This window comes from Azospirillum terrae (assembly GCF_053470425.1).
On sequence record NZ_JBPXMR010000017.1, the window covers coordinates 30,881 to 44,988 of the forward strand.

At 67.7% G+C, this 14,108-nt stretch carries 17 protein-coding genes; 9 read left to right on the forward strand and 8 right to left on the reverse strand.

The window, feature by feature from the left end; genetic code table 11:
* The first annotated feature begins 1 nt into the window (after position 1).
* Entirely contained in the window at positions 2–394 is a 393-nt protein-coding gene (locus ACSVDD_RS26640; RefSeq protein WP_448192457.1) for a hypothetical protein, read from the forward strand.
* Positions 395–431: 37 nt separating this feature from the next.
* On the opposite strand, the gene ACSVDD_RS26645 is transcribed toward ACSVDD_RS26640, so the two are convergent.
* The gene (locus ACSVDD_RS26645; RefSeq protein WP_448192458.1) at positions 432–1,148 is read right to left on the reverse strand and encodes an orotate phosphoribosyltransferase; all 717 of its coding nucleotides are present in this window, start codon (positions 1,146–1,148) and stop codon (positions 432–434) included.
* Positions 1,149–1,475: 327 nt separating this feature from the next.
* Between ACSVDD_RS26645 and ACSVDD_RS26650 the strand changes: the two genes are divergently transcribed.
* Entirely contained in the window at positions 1,476–2,606 is a 1,131-nt protein-coding gene (locus ACSVDD_RS26650) for an HD-GYP domain-containing protein (RefSeq protein ID WP_448192459.1), read from the forward strand.
* A gap of 3 nt (positions 2,607–2,609) precedes the next feature.
* Here ACSVDD_RS26650 and ACSVDD_RS26655 read toward each other — a convergent pair whose 3' ends face one another.
* Positions 2,610–4,940, reverse strand: a complete 2,331-nt coding sequence (locus tag ACSVDD_RS26655) for a mechanosensitive ion channel domain-containing protein (protein WP_448192460.1) — start codon at positions 4,938–4,940, stop codon at positions 2,610–2,612.
* 185 nt (positions 4,941–5,125) lie between these two features.
* Between ACSVDD_RS26655 and ACSVDD_RS26660 the strand changes: the two genes are divergently transcribed.
* The 5 genes from ACSVDD_RS26660 (at position 5,126) to ACSVDD_RS26680 (ending at position 9,395) form a co-directional block, all read left to right on the forward strand.
* Positions 5,126–5,788, forward strand: a complete 663-nt coding sequence (locus ACSVDD_RS26660) for a sulfite oxidase-like oxidoreductase (protein WP_448192461.1) — start codon at positions 5,126–5,128, stop codon at positions 5,786–5,788.
* A 245-nt stretch (positions 5,789–6,033) separates the two neighbouring features.
* On the forward strand, positions 6,034–7,758 hold the full coding sequence (locus ACSVDD_RS26665) for a 2-oxoacid:acceptor oxidoreductase subunit alpha (protein WP_448192462.1): 1,725 nt from the start codon (positions 6,034–6,036) through the stop codon (positions 7,756–7,758).
* 21 nt (positions 7,759–7,779) lie between these two features.
* Entirely contained in the window at positions 7,780–8,622 is an 843-nt protein-coding gene (locus ACSVDD_RS26670; protein ID WP_448192463.1) for a 2-oxoacid:ferredoxin oxidoreductase subunit beta, read from the forward strand.
* Positions 8,619–9,155: a ferritin-like domain-containing protein gene (locus tag ACSVDD_RS26675; protein ID WP_448192464.1), complete on the forward strand. Its 537-nt coding sequence runs from the start codon at positions 8,619–8,621 to the stop codon at positions 9,153–9,155. Before ACSVDD_RS26670 ends, ACSVDD_RS26675 begins: the two co-directional genes overlap by 4 nt.
* Before the next feature lie 69 nt (positions 9,156–9,224).
* Positions 9,225–9,395 carry a DUF1289 domain-containing protein gene (locus ACSVDD_RS26680; protein ID WP_448192465.1) on the forward strand — a complete coding sequence of 57 codons (171 nt, stop codon included), beginning with the start codon at positions 9,225–9,227 and terminating at the stop codon, positions 9,393–9,395.
* A 40-nt stretch (positions 9,396–9,435) separates the two neighbouring features.
* Here ACSVDD_RS26680 and ACSVDD_RS26685 read toward each other — a convergent pair whose 3' ends face one another.
* Positions 9,436–9,645 (reverse strand): hypothetical protein, encoded by a 210-nt coding sequence (locus ACSVDD_RS26685; protein ID WP_448192466.1) that lies wholly within the window; start codon positions 9,643–9,645, stop codon positions 9,436–9,438.
* Between the two features lie 113 nt (positions 9,646–9,758).
* Entirely contained in the window at positions 9,759–10,208 is a 450-nt protein-coding gene (locus ACSVDD_RS26690; RefSeq protein WP_448192467.1) for a PA2169 family four-helix-bundle protein, read from the reverse strand.
* Positions 10,209–10,370: 162 nt separating this feature from the next.
* On the opposite strand from ACSVDD_RS26690, the gene ACSVDD_RS26695 reads away from it, so the two are divergent.
* A complete protein-coding gene (locus tag ACSVDD_RS26695) occupies positions 10,371–10,883 on the forward strand; it encodes a YciE/YciF ferroxidase family protein (protein ID WP_448192468.1) in 513 nt (170 codons plus the stop codon).
* A 43-nt stretch (positions 10,884–10,926) separates the two neighbouring features.
* On the opposite strand, the gene ACSVDD_RS26700 is transcribed toward ACSVDD_RS26695, so the two are convergent.
* The 4 genes from ACSVDD_RS26700 to ACSVDD_RS26715 form a co-directional block, all read right to left on the reverse strand.
* On the reverse strand, positions 10,927–11,469 hold the full coding sequence (locus tag ACSVDD_RS26700; RefSeq protein ID WP_448192469.1) for a YgjV family protein: 543 nt from the start codon (positions 11,467–11,469) through the stop codon (positions 10,927–10,929).
* A gap of 175 nt (positions 11,470–11,644) precedes the next feature.
* Positions 11,645–11,908 (reverse strand): hypothetical protein, encoded by a 264-nt coding sequence (locus ACSVDD_RS26705; RefSeq protein WP_448192470.1) that lies wholly within the window; start codon positions 11,906–11,908, stop codon positions 11,645–11,647.
* 112 nt (positions 11,909–12,020) lie between these two features.
* Positions 12,021–12,668, reverse strand: coding sequence for a hypothetical protein (locus ACSVDD_RS26710; protein ID WP_448192471.1), 648 nt, complete (start codon positions 12,666–12,668; stop codon positions 12,021–12,023).
* Between the two features lie 16 nt (positions 12,669–12,684).
* Positions 12,685–13,476: a 2OG-Fe(II) oxygenase gene (locus tag ACSVDD_RS26715; RefSeq protein ID WP_448192472.1), complete on the reverse strand. Its 792-nt coding sequence runs from the start codon at positions 13,474–13,476 to the stop codon at positions 12,685–12,687.
* Positions 13,477–13,656: 180 nt separating this feature from the next.
* On the opposite strand from ACSVDD_RS26715, the gene ACSVDD_RS26720 reads away from it, so the two are divergent.
* On the forward strand, positions 13,657–14,106 hold the full coding sequence (locus ACSVDD_RS26720; RefSeq protein WP_448192473.1) for a lasso peptide biosynthesis B2 protein: 450 nt from the start codon (positions 13,657–13,659) through the stop codon (positions 14,104–14,106).
* Positions 14,107–14,108: the final 2 nt, after the last annotated feature.

The following is a 14,108-nucleotide window of genomic DNA, read 5'->3' on the forward strand; positions in this document are numbered from 1 at the left end:
CATGAGCACCATGTCCCCTGCGGTCACCGACGCCCAGCACAGCATCGCGCATGCCGAACGCTTCCGCCGCCTATGGCGGGCGGTGCGGGTCGGCATGATGGTGTTGCTGTCGGTCTTTCTGGCGATACTGATCGTCTACACCGGCATCGCCATCGGCACCCAGGCCGGGGCGTGGCACTGGGGCTTTCTGCTGGTCGGCGACGCGTTCCTGGTCTCCCTGCTGGTGATGGTGGCGCGCCACCGCGGCACCGAACGCCTGTTCGACGCCGACGTGGCGAGCGCCACCCAACGCCTGCACGCCGCCGGCTACCGCCCGGTCTTGCGCGGCGGCCGGGTTCTGGTCGCCCCGCTAAACGCCCCGGACGATGCGGCGGTCGAGGTGGAGGGGGCGTAGCGGAAGTCCCTCTCCCCAGGGGGGAGAGGGGAAGAACTTAGGCCACCCGTGCCTGCTTGCCGTGCGTGGCGCACCAGCGGCGGGGGTCGTGCAGGTAGGCATGAATCTCGCCCAATGCCTCCTCGGGCAGGAAGTTGCCGCGGTTGGCGACCTCCAGCAGATCCCACCACGTGCAGGCCGCGTGCATGGTGATGCCCAGCCCGGACAGGTGCTCGTGGATCGAGTCGAAGATCCCGTATTGGAACAGCACGAACACGTCCCGCACGTCGCAGCCGGCCTTGCGCAGCGGCTCGATGAAGCGGACCTTGCGGTGCCCGTCGGTCGCCAGTTGCTCGACCAGCAGGACGCGCCAGCCGGCCTCGACGTTGCCGATGATGCGGTCCTTGTGCGCGGCGCCTTCGGTCGTCTCCTTGCGGACAATGATCAGCGGCAGGTTCAGCTTCTCGGCGATCAGCGTGGCGAAGGGAACGCCGGCCCCCTCGCCGGCGGCGATGGCGTCCAGTTCCTGACAACCAGTGCGCTCGTTCTCGCCGATCTCGCGGTTGATCATTTCGCAAGCGAAACAGATCACCTCCTTGCGGATCTTCGGATAGGACAGCAGGTGCCGCGCGTCGAGGCGCACCGGGCTGACCAGATCATCGGTGTAGCGGAACGGGTGCTTCGGATCGAAGTGGACCGCGCCGGTTTCCAGCAAGTGGCGGGCCAGGCGTTGCGCGCCCTCGCGACTCTCGATGTCCCAGGCATCCGGTATCATGGCCTCCCCCTTTTTTGCCGTGTCGGTGTGATCGGTGATGGCGCCGCGTGTTGGACGGGTCGTGTATGGGTCTTGGGCGGTCTTAGGCGGCGTTGCAGCGACAACAACCGCAGCCGCCCCAGGATCGTCGTTGGAAATTCCTATCGATCGGCGTTCCCCATTGATGCTCCACCGGCCCGCCATCGCAACCCGCCATCGTGCCGTAACGGACACACATCGGAGGTACTCCGGATGGGGAACTCATCTCCCGCGTGTTCTGCCCGGCGATGGTTGACAATCCTCGCGTGCCCGCCGAAAACCAAAGGGGCTGGAAGAGGGGCGACGGTCATGGCGGACACCGCGGACGACGAAGACGTGCTGTTCGCCGACGAAGAGGCGGAGGATTCCGACGCCGGCCCGCCACCCGCCCCCTGGATCGTGATGATCGTCGACGACGACCCGGAGGTGCACGCGATCACCCGCGTGGTGCTGGGCGACGTGGTGTTCGAAGGGCGCGGCATCGCCTTTCTCGGCGCTCACAGCGCGGCCGAGGCCCGCACCCTGCTGCGCACCACCGAAGACGTCGCCGCCGTGCTGCTGGACGTGGTGATGGAGACCGACGACGCCGGCCTCAAGCTGGTGCACTTCATCCGCAACGAGCTGGGCAACCACCGCATCCGCATCATCCTGCGCACCGGCCAGCCGGGCCAGGCACCCGAGCGGCAGGTGATCGTCAGCTACGACATCAACGACTACAAGGCGAAGAGCGAGCTGACCGCGCAGAAGCTGTTCACCAGCACGGTGGCGGCGCTGCGCTCGTACCAGCACATCTCGGCCATCGAGCAGGGCCGCCGCGGGCTGGAGAACGCCCAGCGCGCCACCGTGCACGCGCTGGGCAAGCTGGCCGAGTTCAAGGACGAGGTGACCGGCGACCACGTCAGGCGCATCGGCCAGTGGGCTACGGCCATCGCCCGGCGCCTGGGAGCCGACGGGATTTTCCCGGCCATCGTCGACGAGGGCTTCTGCAAGCAGATCGGGCTGGCCAGCATGCTGCACGATGTCGGCAAGGTGGGCATCCCCGACCACATCCTGGGCAAGCCCGGCAAGCTCGACACGCAGGAAATGACGGTCATGCGCGAGCACGCCAGCATCGGCGGCCAGATCCTGCGCGAGGCGTCGGGCCATGTGGACGGCCGGACCCCCCTGTCGCTGGGCGCCGAGATCGCCGAAAGCCACCACGAGAAGTGGGACGGCACCGGCTATCCGCACGGCCTGAAGGGCGACGCGATCCCCTTATCCGGGCGCATCGTCGCGGTGGCCGACGTGTACGACGCGCTGCTGCACCGCCGCCCCTACAAGGAGGCGTGGGACCACCGCGACGTGATCGGATTGATCGAACGCGAAGCCGGCACCCACTTCGACCCGCGCGTGGTCGCGGCCTTCCTCAAGGTGCTGGAGGAGCAGGGCGTTCCGGGGTGAGCCTCAGGTGCCCTCCACCGCGGTCGGGCGACCCTGCTGGTCGACGATCAGGCGCATGTGCGGATAAGGCATGGAGATGCCCCGCTCGTCGAAGATTTTCTTCATCCGCTTGTTGAACTCGCGGCCCACGCCCCACTGCTTGAGCGGGCGGGTCTTGAAGCGGGCGCGGATCACCACCGCCGAGTCGCCGAAGCGCTCGATGCCCATCACCTCCAACGGTGCCAGGATGTCGGGGGCGAACAGCGGGTCGGCCTGCACCCCCTCGCCGACCTCCTTCAGCACCGCGCAGACGGTGTCGGGGTCCTCGTCGTAGCTGACGCTGACGTCGAAGACCGAGAAGGAATAGTCCTTCGTCATGTTCTTGACCGTGGTCACCGCGCTGAACGGCACGGAGTGCACCGCCCCAGCCCCGTCGCGCAGGCGGATGGTGCGGATCGAGATGGCCTCGACCACGCCCGAATGGCCGCCGCCCACCTCCACCACGTCGCCGACCGAGATGGTGTCCTCGAACAGGATGAACAGGCCGGTGATGACGTCCTTGACCAGCGTCTGCGACCCGAAACCGACCGCTAGGCCGACCACACCGGCACCGGCCAGCAGCGGCGCGATGTTCACCCCCAGCTCGGCCAGCGTGATCAGCGACACCATGGTCACCAGCACCACCAGGAAGGCGTTGCGCAGCAGCGGCAGCAGCGTGCGCATGCGGGCCGAGCGCTCGATCCGCGTGCCCTGGACCTCGGTGCCGCGCAGGAAACGCTCGATGAGCGCGCTCACCACCTCCCAGGCGACGACGGCGACGGCCAGCATGACGCTGATGGTGGCAATGCTGCGCACCACGCGGCGACCGACGGGCGTCTCGATCCAGGCCAGGGTGTCGATGCCCCAGGCGTTGAGGATCATCAGCACCGCCACCGTCCAGATCAGCGTCTTGATGACCCGGTGCAGGACGGGGATGTAGAGGTTGGCGCGCGCCTCCAGCGTCGGGAACTGGAGGCTCATTTCCCGCGAGATGCGGAAGCCGCGGCGCAGCGCGCGGTTGATGCCGCTCACAGCCAAGCGGGCGACGATGAAGATGCTCAGGCTGGTGATGGTCGCCCGCGCCAGATACTCGAACCCGTCATAGACGTTCAGCACCCAGGCGCCGAAGGCCACCGCCACATAGGCGATCGCCAGGACGTGCCAGATGTCGGCCAGCCGCCGCCGGGCCGAGCGCATGACCGCCCCCTGCCCCTCCGCCTCGCGCGCCGCGGTGTCGGCCGGGTCGCCGTCGCCGGTCAGCGGGTTGCCGCGCATCCACTCAGCCACCGAGGCGCGGTTCTGCAGGATCAGGATGACCAGCATGGCGGCCATCACCACGCCGAGCAGCTTGAGCAGCGCACCGTACGCCCCCAGCGCCAACCCGAAGACGAATGCCCCATCGGCGAGGAAATACCCGTACACCCCGACGATGGCGAGGCGGCGCGTCCACACATAGGAGTAGGCCGCGGTCTCGTCGCGCATGTGCGTCAGGCGCAGGCCCGGAGCCGGCGGGGCGAACAGGAAGCTGGCGGCGACCAGCACCGCCTGCACCACCACCGTGGCGGTGATGATGTCGATGACGACGTGGCGCACCCGCGACCCGGCGCTGAGCATCACCGCCTCGCCCGCCATCAGGATGCCGTAGGCGACCAGCGCGAAGGCGATGACCGGCACCAGCTCCAGCAGCGCGCGCATGACCAGGAAGCTCAGCTTCCCCGACATGCGCTCGCAATGGCGTGCCTCGATGGCGCGGCGCGGGCGGCGCAGCAGCCAGCTGGTGAAGCGGCTGACCACGGCACCGGCGATGACGATCATCACCAGATCGAGCGACAGCTGCGTCCAGCGCTCGCGCGCCGAGGGATCGTCGATCTGCCGCCGCACCCAGTCGGCGACCGCCGGCAGGTCGGAGAAGGCGTTGACGATCCGCAGGAACTGCTTGCTCGCGTCCTCCAGGCGGTGCGCCATATAGGCCAGCGAGCGCGAGCCCAGCGCGTCCGGCAGCAGGTCGCTGGGCGCCTCCGACTCGGGTTGCGCGGCGGTGCCCTTCTGCGCGGCGACCAGCGTCTTCAGCTGCTCCACCAGCTTGGCGCGCGCCTGCGGGTCCTCCAGCGTCGAGACCAGCCCTTCGAGCTGTTCGACCGCCGCGGCCTGCGGGGCAGCCGGAGCCGTTGGCGCGGGCGCGGGCGCAGGTGTTGTTGGCGCCGGAGTCGGGGCGGGCGCGGCGGCCGGAGGCTGCGCGAGGGTGGCGGTCGGGCCGGTCAGGAGCAGCAGCAGGGCAACCAGGGCGCCCAACCACCGGGCGTGCGTGCGGGGCATCGCAGATCCGTGGACATATTCGAAAGTGTGGAGAGCCGCGAGACTACCCTGCCCCTGCCGGCTTGCCAACCCGCACAGGACCGTAAGAGTGTGGCATTTCAGCGGCTTTTTACGTTCAACGCGTCCTTGGTCGGCCGGTGATGGCGGTGTAGATCTTTCCCCGGAACCGGACGGAGGAACCTGCCATGGCCGATGAGGTGGAGCGCGACGGCGCGATCAACGCCAAGCTCGTCGCAACCAAGGAAAAATGGGCGCGCGAAGGCCGCGGCCTGTCCGGGGAGATCAGTGGCGGCGAGCGCCTGCCGCCGGGCCAGCACCTGACCGAGGGCTGGCCGGTGCTCGACCTCGGCATCCTGCCGCGGGTGGACCGGACCAACTGGCAGCTCGGCGTGGACGGGCTGGTGGAAAACCCCATCACATGGCGCTGGGACGACCTTCAAGCGCAGCCGGTGTTCCGCCACGTGTCGGACATCCACTGCGTCACCACGTGGTCGCGCTACGACAACCACTGGGAAGGGGTGAGCGCCAGGCACCTGCTGTCCGTCGTCCGGCCGACGCCGGAGGCGCGCTTCGTGCTGTTCCACTCCTCGGACAACTACACCACCAATCTGCCGCTGGCGGCCTTCGATGACGACGACGTGCTGCTCGCCACCACGTGGCAGGGCGAGCCCATCGACCGCGACCATGGCGGGCCGGTGCGGGTCGTCGTGCCGAAGCTGTATTTCTGGAAAAGCGCCAAGTGGGTCAAGCGCATCGAGTTCCTGGCCGAGGACAAGCGCGGCTATTGGGAGGTGCGCGGCTACCACAACGACGCCGATCCCTGGAAGGAACAGCGCTACACGGAATAGCCCCGCAACGCTCCCCCTCATCGGAACCCCGCCGGCGAGGTGCGTCGAAACGCGCCACGCACGCGACGCCGGTGTGTGGGACAGTTCTGGTTCATTGCTGGCTGGACGAACCATCCTAATCGTTGTAGTATTTCGGTACCGGAATGCGCAATTGCTCTAGATCATTCCGTGTGGCCTACAACGTCTGTATGACGGAGCGGGGTTTCGGCCAAAACCCACGGACTGGGGTGGAGAAGGAAAGAACAATGACAGTGGACTCGGTCACGATAGCCTTTGTGGGCAGTGGCGGTGCCGGCGTCATGACGGCCGGCCAGATGCTGCTCGACGCCGCCGCGAACGTCGGTTGGTACGGCCTTATGTCGCGCTCTTCAGGCCCGCAGATCCGCGGTGGCGAAGCCGCCGCGTTCGTGCGTCTCTCACCCCGGCCGGTGCACGCCCCCGGCGACCGCTTCGACATGATCGTCGCCTTCGACTGGCAGAACGTCGAGCGCTTCGCCGCCGAACTCCCGATGTCGCCGGAAAGCGTCATCGTCACCGACCCCGCGCAGGGTGAGGTGCCGCCGGTGCTGGCGGCCAGCGGCGCCAAGACCATCGCCATGCCGATCAAGGAGATCGCCGCCTCCATCACCGGCGGTCGCGTCAACATGGTCGGCCTGGGCGCCGTGGCGGCCGTCGTCGGCCTGCCGCACAAGGGCATCGAGGCGGTCGTCCAGGACGCGCTCGGCAAGAAGGGCGAGGCCGCCGTCCAGGCGTCGCTGGCCGGCTCGCAAGCCGGCGCCAAGGCCGCGGCGGACTGGAACCTCGGCCTCACGCTGTCGGCGCCGGCCAAGAAGGACGCCCCGCGCTGGAACATCTCCGGCAACGAGGCGGCCGGCTTCGGCGCGCTGCGTGGCGGTGTGAAGTTCTGCGCCGCCTACCCGATCACCCCGGCGACCGAAGTGCTGGAATGGCTGGCCCCCAACCTCGCCAAGACCGGTGGCATCCTGGTCCAGGCCGAGGATGAGATCGCCTCCATCACCATGTGCATCGGCGCGTCTTACGGCGGCGTACCGTCGATCACCTCGACGTCCGGCCCCGGCCTGTCGCTGATGATCGAGGCGCTCGGCCTGTCGCTCGCCTCGGAGACCCCGGTCGTCGTGGTGGACGTCATGCGCGGCGGCCCGTCCACCGGCATTCCCACCAAGTCCGAGCAGTCCGACCTGAACATCGCCGTCTACGGCATGCACGGCGACGCCCCGCACCTCGTCGTGGCGCCGACCTCCATCGCCGACTGCCTGTTCACCACCCAATGGGGCGTGCATCTGGCGGAAGCCATCCAGACGCCCTGCATCGTCCTGTCCGATCAGGCGATGGGCCAGTCCCGCACGGTCACCGACCGCCCGGTCGATGCGCCGTTCAAGGCCAAGCGCCTGCTGGCCGAGATCGCCGAGGGGGAGACCTACAAGCGCTACGCCAACACCCCCAGCGGCATTTCCCCCGCCGCGGTGCCGGGCATGCCCGGCGGCGAGCACACCGCCGATGGTCTGGAGCACGCCGAGAACGCCCTGCCGTCCTCGCAGTCCTCCGACCACCAGAAGCAGCTCGACAAGCGCCTGCGCAAGCTCACCCAGTTCGACTTCGGCGCCGAATGGGCCGACATTGAGGGTGACGGCGAGGCCGAGGTCGCGGTGCTGACCTGGGGTTCGGTCACCGGCCCGGCCCGCGAGGCCGTCGCCAAGCTGAACGCCGAGGGGAAGAAGGTGCGGCTGGTTTCCATGCGCCTCATCTCGCCGATCCAGCCCGAAAAGCTGGCCGAGGCGCTGAAGGGCGTGAAGAAGCTGCTGGTCCTGGAACAGACGCATGGCGCCCAGTTCCACAAGTACCTGCGCGCGCACGTGGATCTGCCGGGTGAGGTGACGGTGTTTAGCCGTCCCGGCCCGCTGCCGATCCGCGCCCGCGAGGTGCGTGAGAAACTGGTTTCTCTGGTCTGACCCGGACAGGAGCTTTACGACATGGATACCCATCTGACAGAAGCGCCCGCGGGTCCGACTCCGGCCGACTACAAGTCCGAGGTCAAGCCGATCTGGTGCCCGGGCTGCGGTGATTACTCGGTGTTGGCGGCGGTGACGCGCGCCTTCGCCACCATGGGCCTGGAAAAGCACAACACCGCGGTGATTTCGGGCATCGGCTGCTCGTCGCGCATCCCCGCCTACACCTCGGTCTACGGCTTCCACGGCGTGCACGGCCGCGTGCTGCCGGTCGCCGGCGGCCTCAAGCTGGCCCGGCCGGAACTCACCGTCGTGGCATTCGGCGGCGACGGCGACGGCTTCTCCATCGGCGGCAACCACTTCCTGCACGCCTGCCGCCGCAACGTCGACATGACCTACGTGGTCATGGACAACCAGGTCTACGGCATGACCAAGGGCCAGGCCTCGCCCACCACGGAGTCGGATTGGTGCGAGAGCAAGCTGACGCCGGAAGGAACGGGCGTGAACCCGATCCAGCCGTTGCAGCTGGCCATCACCTGCGGGGCGAACTTCGTGGCGCGCGGCTTCTCAGGCGATCCGAACGGCGTGGCCAAGCTGATCGTCGACGCGATCAAGCACCCCGGCTTCTCGGTGGTGCAGGTCATGAGCCCGTGCGTCACCTTCCGCCCCGAGCAGAAGAACTGGAAGAGCACGGTGCACCCCTACGGTCGCGAGCCGACCGAGGATCCGGCAACGGCGATGCGCGCCGTTCTGGAGGACGATGGTTTCGGTCTCGGAATTTTCCTGGCCGGCAACCGTCGCCCGTTCGCCCCCGCCGGCAAGGCGGTGGCGACCCTCGAACAGCTCGAGAAGGAGTTCGCCGTATGACGATCGCGAAGATCCAGAACGGCGCCTCCAGCGTCGGCCTGTTCCTGGCCCATGCGGTCGAGCTGGAGTCGGAGGCCGCGGAGCGGTACGACGAACTGGCCGACAGCATGGAAGCCCACAACAACCTTGAAGTCGCCAAGCTGTTCCGCGACCTCGCCGGCTATTCGCGCCAGCACCGCGACGAGGTGAAGGGCATCGCCTCGGAGTACGGCGCGCTGCCCAAGGTGGCTCCGTGGGAGTTCCAGTGGGACAACACGGCCGAATCGCCGGAAGCCGCGGCGTTCGAGAACGCGCACTACCTGATGACGGCGCACCACGCGCTGAAAATGGCGCTGATCTGCGAGATCCAGGGCCAGAAGTACTATGCGGCCGTGGCGGCGGAGACCAAGGACCCGACCGTCGCCAAGCTCGCCGGCGAGTTCGCCGAGGAGGAAGGCGGTCACGTGGTGCTGGTGCGCCAATGGCTGGAGCGCTACCCCACCCCGCCGGAAGGCTGGGACGAGGACCCCGATCCGCCGAACTATTCGGAGTGACGGGCGCCGAGGCGCAATGGTAAACGCAAGGGAGCCTCAGGGCTCCCTTGTCGTTTATGGGCTCACGCGATGCCGTTGGACGAGAACCCCGTGCCTTCCCCCTGCACACGCGTCTGCACGCTGGACGACAACGACGTCTGCATCGGCTGCAAGCGCACCGTCGCCGAGATCAAGGCGTGGCGCGGAATGAGCCCGGATGCGAAACGAGCGTTGCTGAGAGAGATTGAAGCACGAAAATAGTAGCCCCTCACCCGGCGGAGCCGGGGGAGGGACTTTCAAATCACGCAGCGCGCGTGACGGTCAGGCCTTCGGCCGCGAGGCTCTCGCGGATGTCCTGGAACTTGCGCACATACCGGCTCTTGTAGGTCTCAAAGTCCGCGGCGATCGCCTGGGCGGCGTCATCGCGCTTGGAATATTCGTCCACCCGGTGCGGGTTTTCCGCCCGGTACAGGGCAAAAGCACCAGCATTCAACAGTTCGTCGTTGGTCATTGTTCCTGTCCTCGCAATAAGCGACCGTTTGAAGACTCAATAACCGCTCCACAGCGAAACAGCAAGTGTCATACTGCGGTGCACCATTGCGATAAACGTCTACCACTTGGGATTCATGCCGCGGCGTCGCGCAAGGCAGCCATGCGGTCGCGGTCGACGCGGATGCGGCCGAGGTGCTGGCTCACCACGTCGGCGATCTCCGGCGGCAGTTCCTTGCCCAACGCCTCGTCGTAGCGGCGCACGCACTCCGTCTCGCCGCGTTCCACCTCTGCCAGGATGGCCTCACGCTCGTGGCCGAGCACGGCGGCGCGCAGGCCGAGGAAGAAGCGGTGCGCGCCGCCGACGATGGTGCCGCCGATGTCCGGCGCCCCGCCCTGCTCGGCGACCAGTCGCTGAAGTTCGCGCACGATGGCGCCACGCTGGGCGGCAAGGTCGCTGAACAGCGCCTTGAGGTCCTCCTCGTCGTCCCCGCCGCTGTCGGCCGCCTGCTGGTAGCCCTCGTGGCTGTCCTGGACGATGCGAATGAGGTCGTTGAGCGTGTCGACGATCTCGTCCTTGCCCATTTTTAGCCTCTCCCCGCAGAGCCTGAAACGCGCCGTTGCGCACGCCGACTCAACCCATGGTCCAGCCAGAGGTTCCATCGGCGGCAACGGAAGCGCACCGACGCTGTTGAAGGCAGGCACAGCCCGTTCGGGCGTTCCGCTTTCGAAACAAGGGAGGAAAGATTGGCTAATTCCAAGGATCAGCTGACCGATTGGCTGCGCGATGCCTACGGCATGGAAACGCAGGCGATCGAGATGCTGGAGCGTCAGGAAGGGCGCATCACCAACTATCCGGAGATGCTTGCCAAGGTGAAGGAGCACATCCAGGTGTCCAAGCGGCAGGCCGACCGCCTGAAGCAGTGCCTGCAACGCCTGGGCTCCGACACGTCGGCGATCAAGACCGGTATCGCCATGCTGATCGGCAACGCCCAGTCCATCTCCGGTGTCTTTGCCGAAGATGAGGTCGTCAAGGCCGGTATCTTCAATTACTCGTTCGAGCATTTCGAGATCGCCAACTACCGCGCGCTGATCTCCGCCGCGGAACAGTGCGGCGAGACCGAGATCGCCCGGCTGTGCCAGGAGAGCCTGAACGAAGAGATGGAAATGGCAAACTGGCTCGAACAGCGCCTGCCGCAGGTCACCAAGACCTACCTGCAACGCAAGGAGCAGGGCGCCACGGCGGAAGCCAAGCGCTGACGCACTCCCGGCCGCTGGCATCCGCCCGGCGGCCGGTTCGTTTTCAGGCTTCGACAAGCGCCGGCCGGCGACCGCGCAAGCGCCACAGGCTCCAGAGATGGCCCGACAGCGCCAGCGCGTCGGAGCCCAGGCCGAAGCCCGAGCCGGCCAGCGCGTTGTGCCCGGCGCCGAACACCGTCGCGGCGGCGGAGCAGGCGCGCATCGACAGCATTGAGGTTTGCCAGCGGCCAATCGTTCCGAGGACGAAACCGATGGCCGACAGCGCCGTCATCGCGCCGTGCCACGTCGCCGCCGCCACGCACAGCCCAGCCGGCAGCGTGGCGAGGAACAGCGCACCGGTCCAGCGCGGCCGCTCGCTGGGAAAGGCGGTCGCCATCTGCACCAGGCCCAGCGCGCACATCAGCGTGCCGGTGCTGGCCCCAAGGCCGGCGTAGTGGAGGGCGAACAGGGCGCAGGCCGCCGCCTGGACCGTCAAACACACGCGCCGGTCGCCGATCAGCGTCGATGCCGTTCCGAGGACAAGTCCGGCAAGCCCCGCCAGTATGGTCAGCGAGAGTGCCGGGAGGATGTGGGATAGGAACAGCATGGCGGGTCCCCCTTGGTTGCTCCGGGAATGCTGCGCCGCAGCAAGAGCGGGGGACCCTAGGCCCGGGGGGTTAAGCGGCTATGAACGGCGCGGTGACCAAAAACGGGCGCGGTTGCTGGCTATGCCCTTGAATTGATTGCGATAGTCAGAGGCACTGACGATACCGGGCGCCGGGTCAGCGGCACTCGAAGCGGAGGCGGTCGGCGGTCGGGCTCCGATCGACGTCCGCCAGGGACGCGTGCTTTGCGTAGCGCCGGCAGTGGTCGGCGGCGTAGACAAGGATGCTGTCGCGGTCGGTCAAGGTCTGCTCGTACTCGACCGTGATGGCGGTCGGCGACGTCTCGACCGCGTGATAGGTGCCGCCCCACACCAGTGGCGTGCACCCGGCCAGAAACCAGACGGCCAGCGCCCCGGCGACGCCACGCGCGACTTCACTCATGTTACGCCTGCAAAACGATATACTCTGCTGGCCGGGACGCTACGCCTTCGGCGGCGGGCGGGGGATGGGACCGTTTGTCTCTGGACCTTTGGACCTGGGTATTAATACCGGCTCAGCCCCGGCGCGCCCGGTAGTGGCCGAGCAGGCGCGGGCACAGCAGCTCAAGGCGGGCGTCCAGTTCCGGGTCGCGCGGCTTGTCGCGGAAGCGTTCCGACACGGCGCGGCCCTGGACGTTACCAAAGGCGAACTCCATGCGCGGCATCAGATCCGGCACGTGCTCCCACAGCGCGCTGAGCAGTTCTTCATGGCGGCGGCGGTAGTCGTGGAAGCTGTCGTCCACCGGCCAGCCGAGGTCCGCCAGAGTCTGCATCACCGACGGGGCGCGGGCGACGAAGTCCTCGTATTCTATGACGGCATCGAAACGATGACGCTCGGCGAACAGCTGGTCGATGATCAGGAACTTTTCGTCGATCAGACCGGAATGGTTGCAGTAGTTCTTTGTGCGCAGGCTCTGGTAATTGTCGCGCGGGTCGCGCAGCAGCAGCAGCACCTTGTCGGGCCGGAAGCGCTCCATGTGGACGGCGATCGGGTAGGCGGTGGTCACCGCCACCTTCACCACCATGTCCAGCGGGGTGTCCACCCGTGGCGCCGCATAGTTGTTCAGCACGTCGACCAGCGCCAGACAGTCCGGCCGCTGCGCCAGGAACAGGGTGAAGGCGGTGGCACCGCTCGACTGCATGCCGTGGACCAGAAGCCGCATGGCCGTTCTCCGCCGCTCAGGCCAGCGCCGGAACGGCAGCGGGCGAAACCAGCCAGTTCTCGGCGATCTCGGCGCTGATGAAGACGTAACGGCGGGTGTGCGGCGTCGGGTGGCGAATGCCGACGCCGTGGATGGCGTCGATCCCCTGCGGGAAAATCACCAGCTGGTTGGCGCGGTAGGGAATGGTCTCCACCACCTCCACCGCGTCCTGGGGCAGCTCGTACGTGTCGATGTCGGCGACCGGGCCGTTTTTCCAGCGGAACAGCTCCAGGTCGCCGCCCTCCGCGTCGTCGTCGGGATGGCGCAGGTAGTACAGGCAGGTGAACATCCGGTTCGGCGTGTCGAGGTGCGCGCCGCGCGACGACGAGGGACCGGCGGTGACCGGCGTGTTGATCTCGGCGCGGGCGTCCTGGAGGATGCGCGCCCGGTTGAAATCGTCGCGCAGCAGCAGCCCCATGGGGTGGTCGAGCAGGTCGCCGCCCAGCGCCTGCTTGAGCGCCGCGGGCCAATGGGCGTGGAACAGCGCCACCACCTCGGCGAAGAAGGCGGGCGAGGAGTGCAGCGTGACGAATTCCTTCCACACGTCCGGCATGTCGGGGCTGTTGAGGATCGGCCAGGCCGAGAACTGAAATCGGTGGTTGCTGCGCGGCAGACGCTTCGGGTTCGCCCAGCCCATCATGGAGAAGGGCGGGAAGCTGTCGTTCAGGGCGCGGTGGGTGTCCTCGTCCAGCACGTCGCGCACGAAGACATGGGGATAGGGATCGAGCCGGATGTCGGCCGGGGTGATGCCGGAGAGCAGGGACCGCATGCTTATCGTCCTGGAGGGTGGGCGTCGCACCACCTTCGTGCGGAAATCGACCGCACACAAGGCCGATTTGACGGTGAATCCCGATGCGCGATCAACCCGAGGGAGCCGAATGCGGCCGTCTGTTTATCTCCCGGCCGATTCGCGCTATCCAGTCGCACAACGTATCGCCGAGGGGTTCGCATGACGCTGACCGGCTTGCTGGAGCTGCGGCGCTGGCCATGGCGCTTCCTGGTCCTGGAGGCGGTGGTCTGGCTGGCCGCGGCCTCGCTGGCGCTGCGGCTGGTGCCGTTCCGCCGGCTGGCGCCCCTGTTGGGGCCGGTCCGCCCGTCCTCTCCCGCCGATGATGGTCCCGACCCGGACGAAGCACAGGAACGGCAGGCGCGTCGCGTCGGGGCGGCGGTCGCGCGGGCGACCCGGTTCCTGCCCTGGGAGGCCCTGTGCCTGCCGCAGGCGATGGCGGCCAAGGCCATGCTCGCCCGCCGCGGCCTGCGCACCACGCTGCACCTGGGCGCCATGCCGGACCAGGAAAAAGGCGGGCTCAGCGCCCACGCGTGGCTGATGCTGGGGCCGCTGACCGTCACCGGCGGCGCGACGCGGCCCGGCTACGCCGAACTGGCCCGTTTCGGCTGAGG

What these genes read in the sequence shown, in the direction of transcription:
- ACSVDD_RS26700 (WP_448192469.1), bottom strand. Translation starts at nt 11,469, where the DNA reads ATGCTGTTCCTATCCCACATCCTCCCGGCACTCTCGCTGACCATACTG.
- ACSVDD_RS26680 (WP_448192465.1), top strand. Translation starts at nt 9,225, where the DNA reads ATGCCGTTGGACGAGAACCCCGTGCCTTCCCCCTGCACACGCGTCTGC.
- ACSVDD_RS26670 (WP_448192463.1), top strand. Translation starts at nt 7,780, where the DNA reads ATGGATACCCATCTGACAGAAGCGCCCGCGGGTCCGACTCCGGCCGAC.
- ACSVDD_RS26675 (WP_448192464.1), top strand. Translation starts at nt 8,619, where the DNA reads ATGACGATCGCGAAGATCCAGAACGGCGCCTCCAGCGTCGGCCTGTTC.
- ACSVDD_RS26650 (WP_448192459.1), top strand. Translation starts at nt 1,476, where the DNA reads ATGGCGGACACCGCGGACGACGAAGACGTGCTGTTCGCCGACGAAGAG.
- ACSVDD_RS26720 (WP_448192473.1), top strand. Translation starts at nt 13,657, where the DNA reads ATGACGCTGACCGGCTTGCTGGAGCTGCGGCGCTGGCCATGGCGCTTC.
- ACSVDD_RS26715 (WP_448192472.1), bottom strand. Translation starts at nt 13,476, where the DNA reads ATGCGGTCCCTGCTCTCCGGCATCACCCCGGCCGACATCCGGCTCGAT.
- ACSVDD_RS26710 (WP_448192471.1), bottom strand. Translation starts at nt 12,668, where the DNA reads ATGCGGCTTCTGGTCCACGGCATGCAGTCGAGCGGTGCCACCGCCTTC.
- ACSVDD_RS26705 (WP_448192470.1), bottom strand. Translation starts at nt 11,908, where the DNA reads ATGAGTGAAGTCGCGCGTGGCGTCGCCGGGGCGCTGGCCGTCTGGTTT.
- ACSVDD_RS26685 (WP_448192466.1), bottom strand. Translation starts at nt 9,645, where the DNA reads ATGACCAACGACGAACTGTTGAATGCTGGTGCTTTTGCCCTGTACCGG.
- ACSVDD_RS26665 (WP_448192462.1), top strand. Translation starts at nt 6,034, where the DNA reads ATGACAGTGGACTCGGTCACGATAGCCTTTGTGGGCAGTGGCGGTGCC.
- ACSVDD_RS26690 (WP_448192467.1), bottom strand. Translation starts at nt 10,208, where the DNA reads ATGGGCAAGGACGAGATCGTCGACACGCTCAACGACCTCATTCGCATC.
- ACSVDD_RS26660 (WP_448192461.1), top strand. Translation starts at nt 5,126, where the DNA reads ATGGCCGATGAGGTGGAGCGCGACGGCGCGATCAACGCCAAGCTCGTC.
- ACSVDD_RS26640 (WP_448192457.1), top strand. Translation starts at nt 2, where the DNA reads ATGAGCACCATGTCCCCTGCGGTCACCGACGCCCAGCACAGCATCGCG.
- ACSVDD_RS26655 (WP_448192460.1), bottom strand. Translation starts at nt 4,940, where the DNA reads ATGCCCCGCACGCACGCCCGGTGGTTGGGCGCCCTGGTTGCCCTGCTG.
- ACSVDD_RS26645 (WP_448192458.1), bottom strand. Translation starts at nt 1,148, where the DNA reads ATGATACCGGATGCCTGGGACATCGAGAGTCGCGAGGGCGCGCAACGC.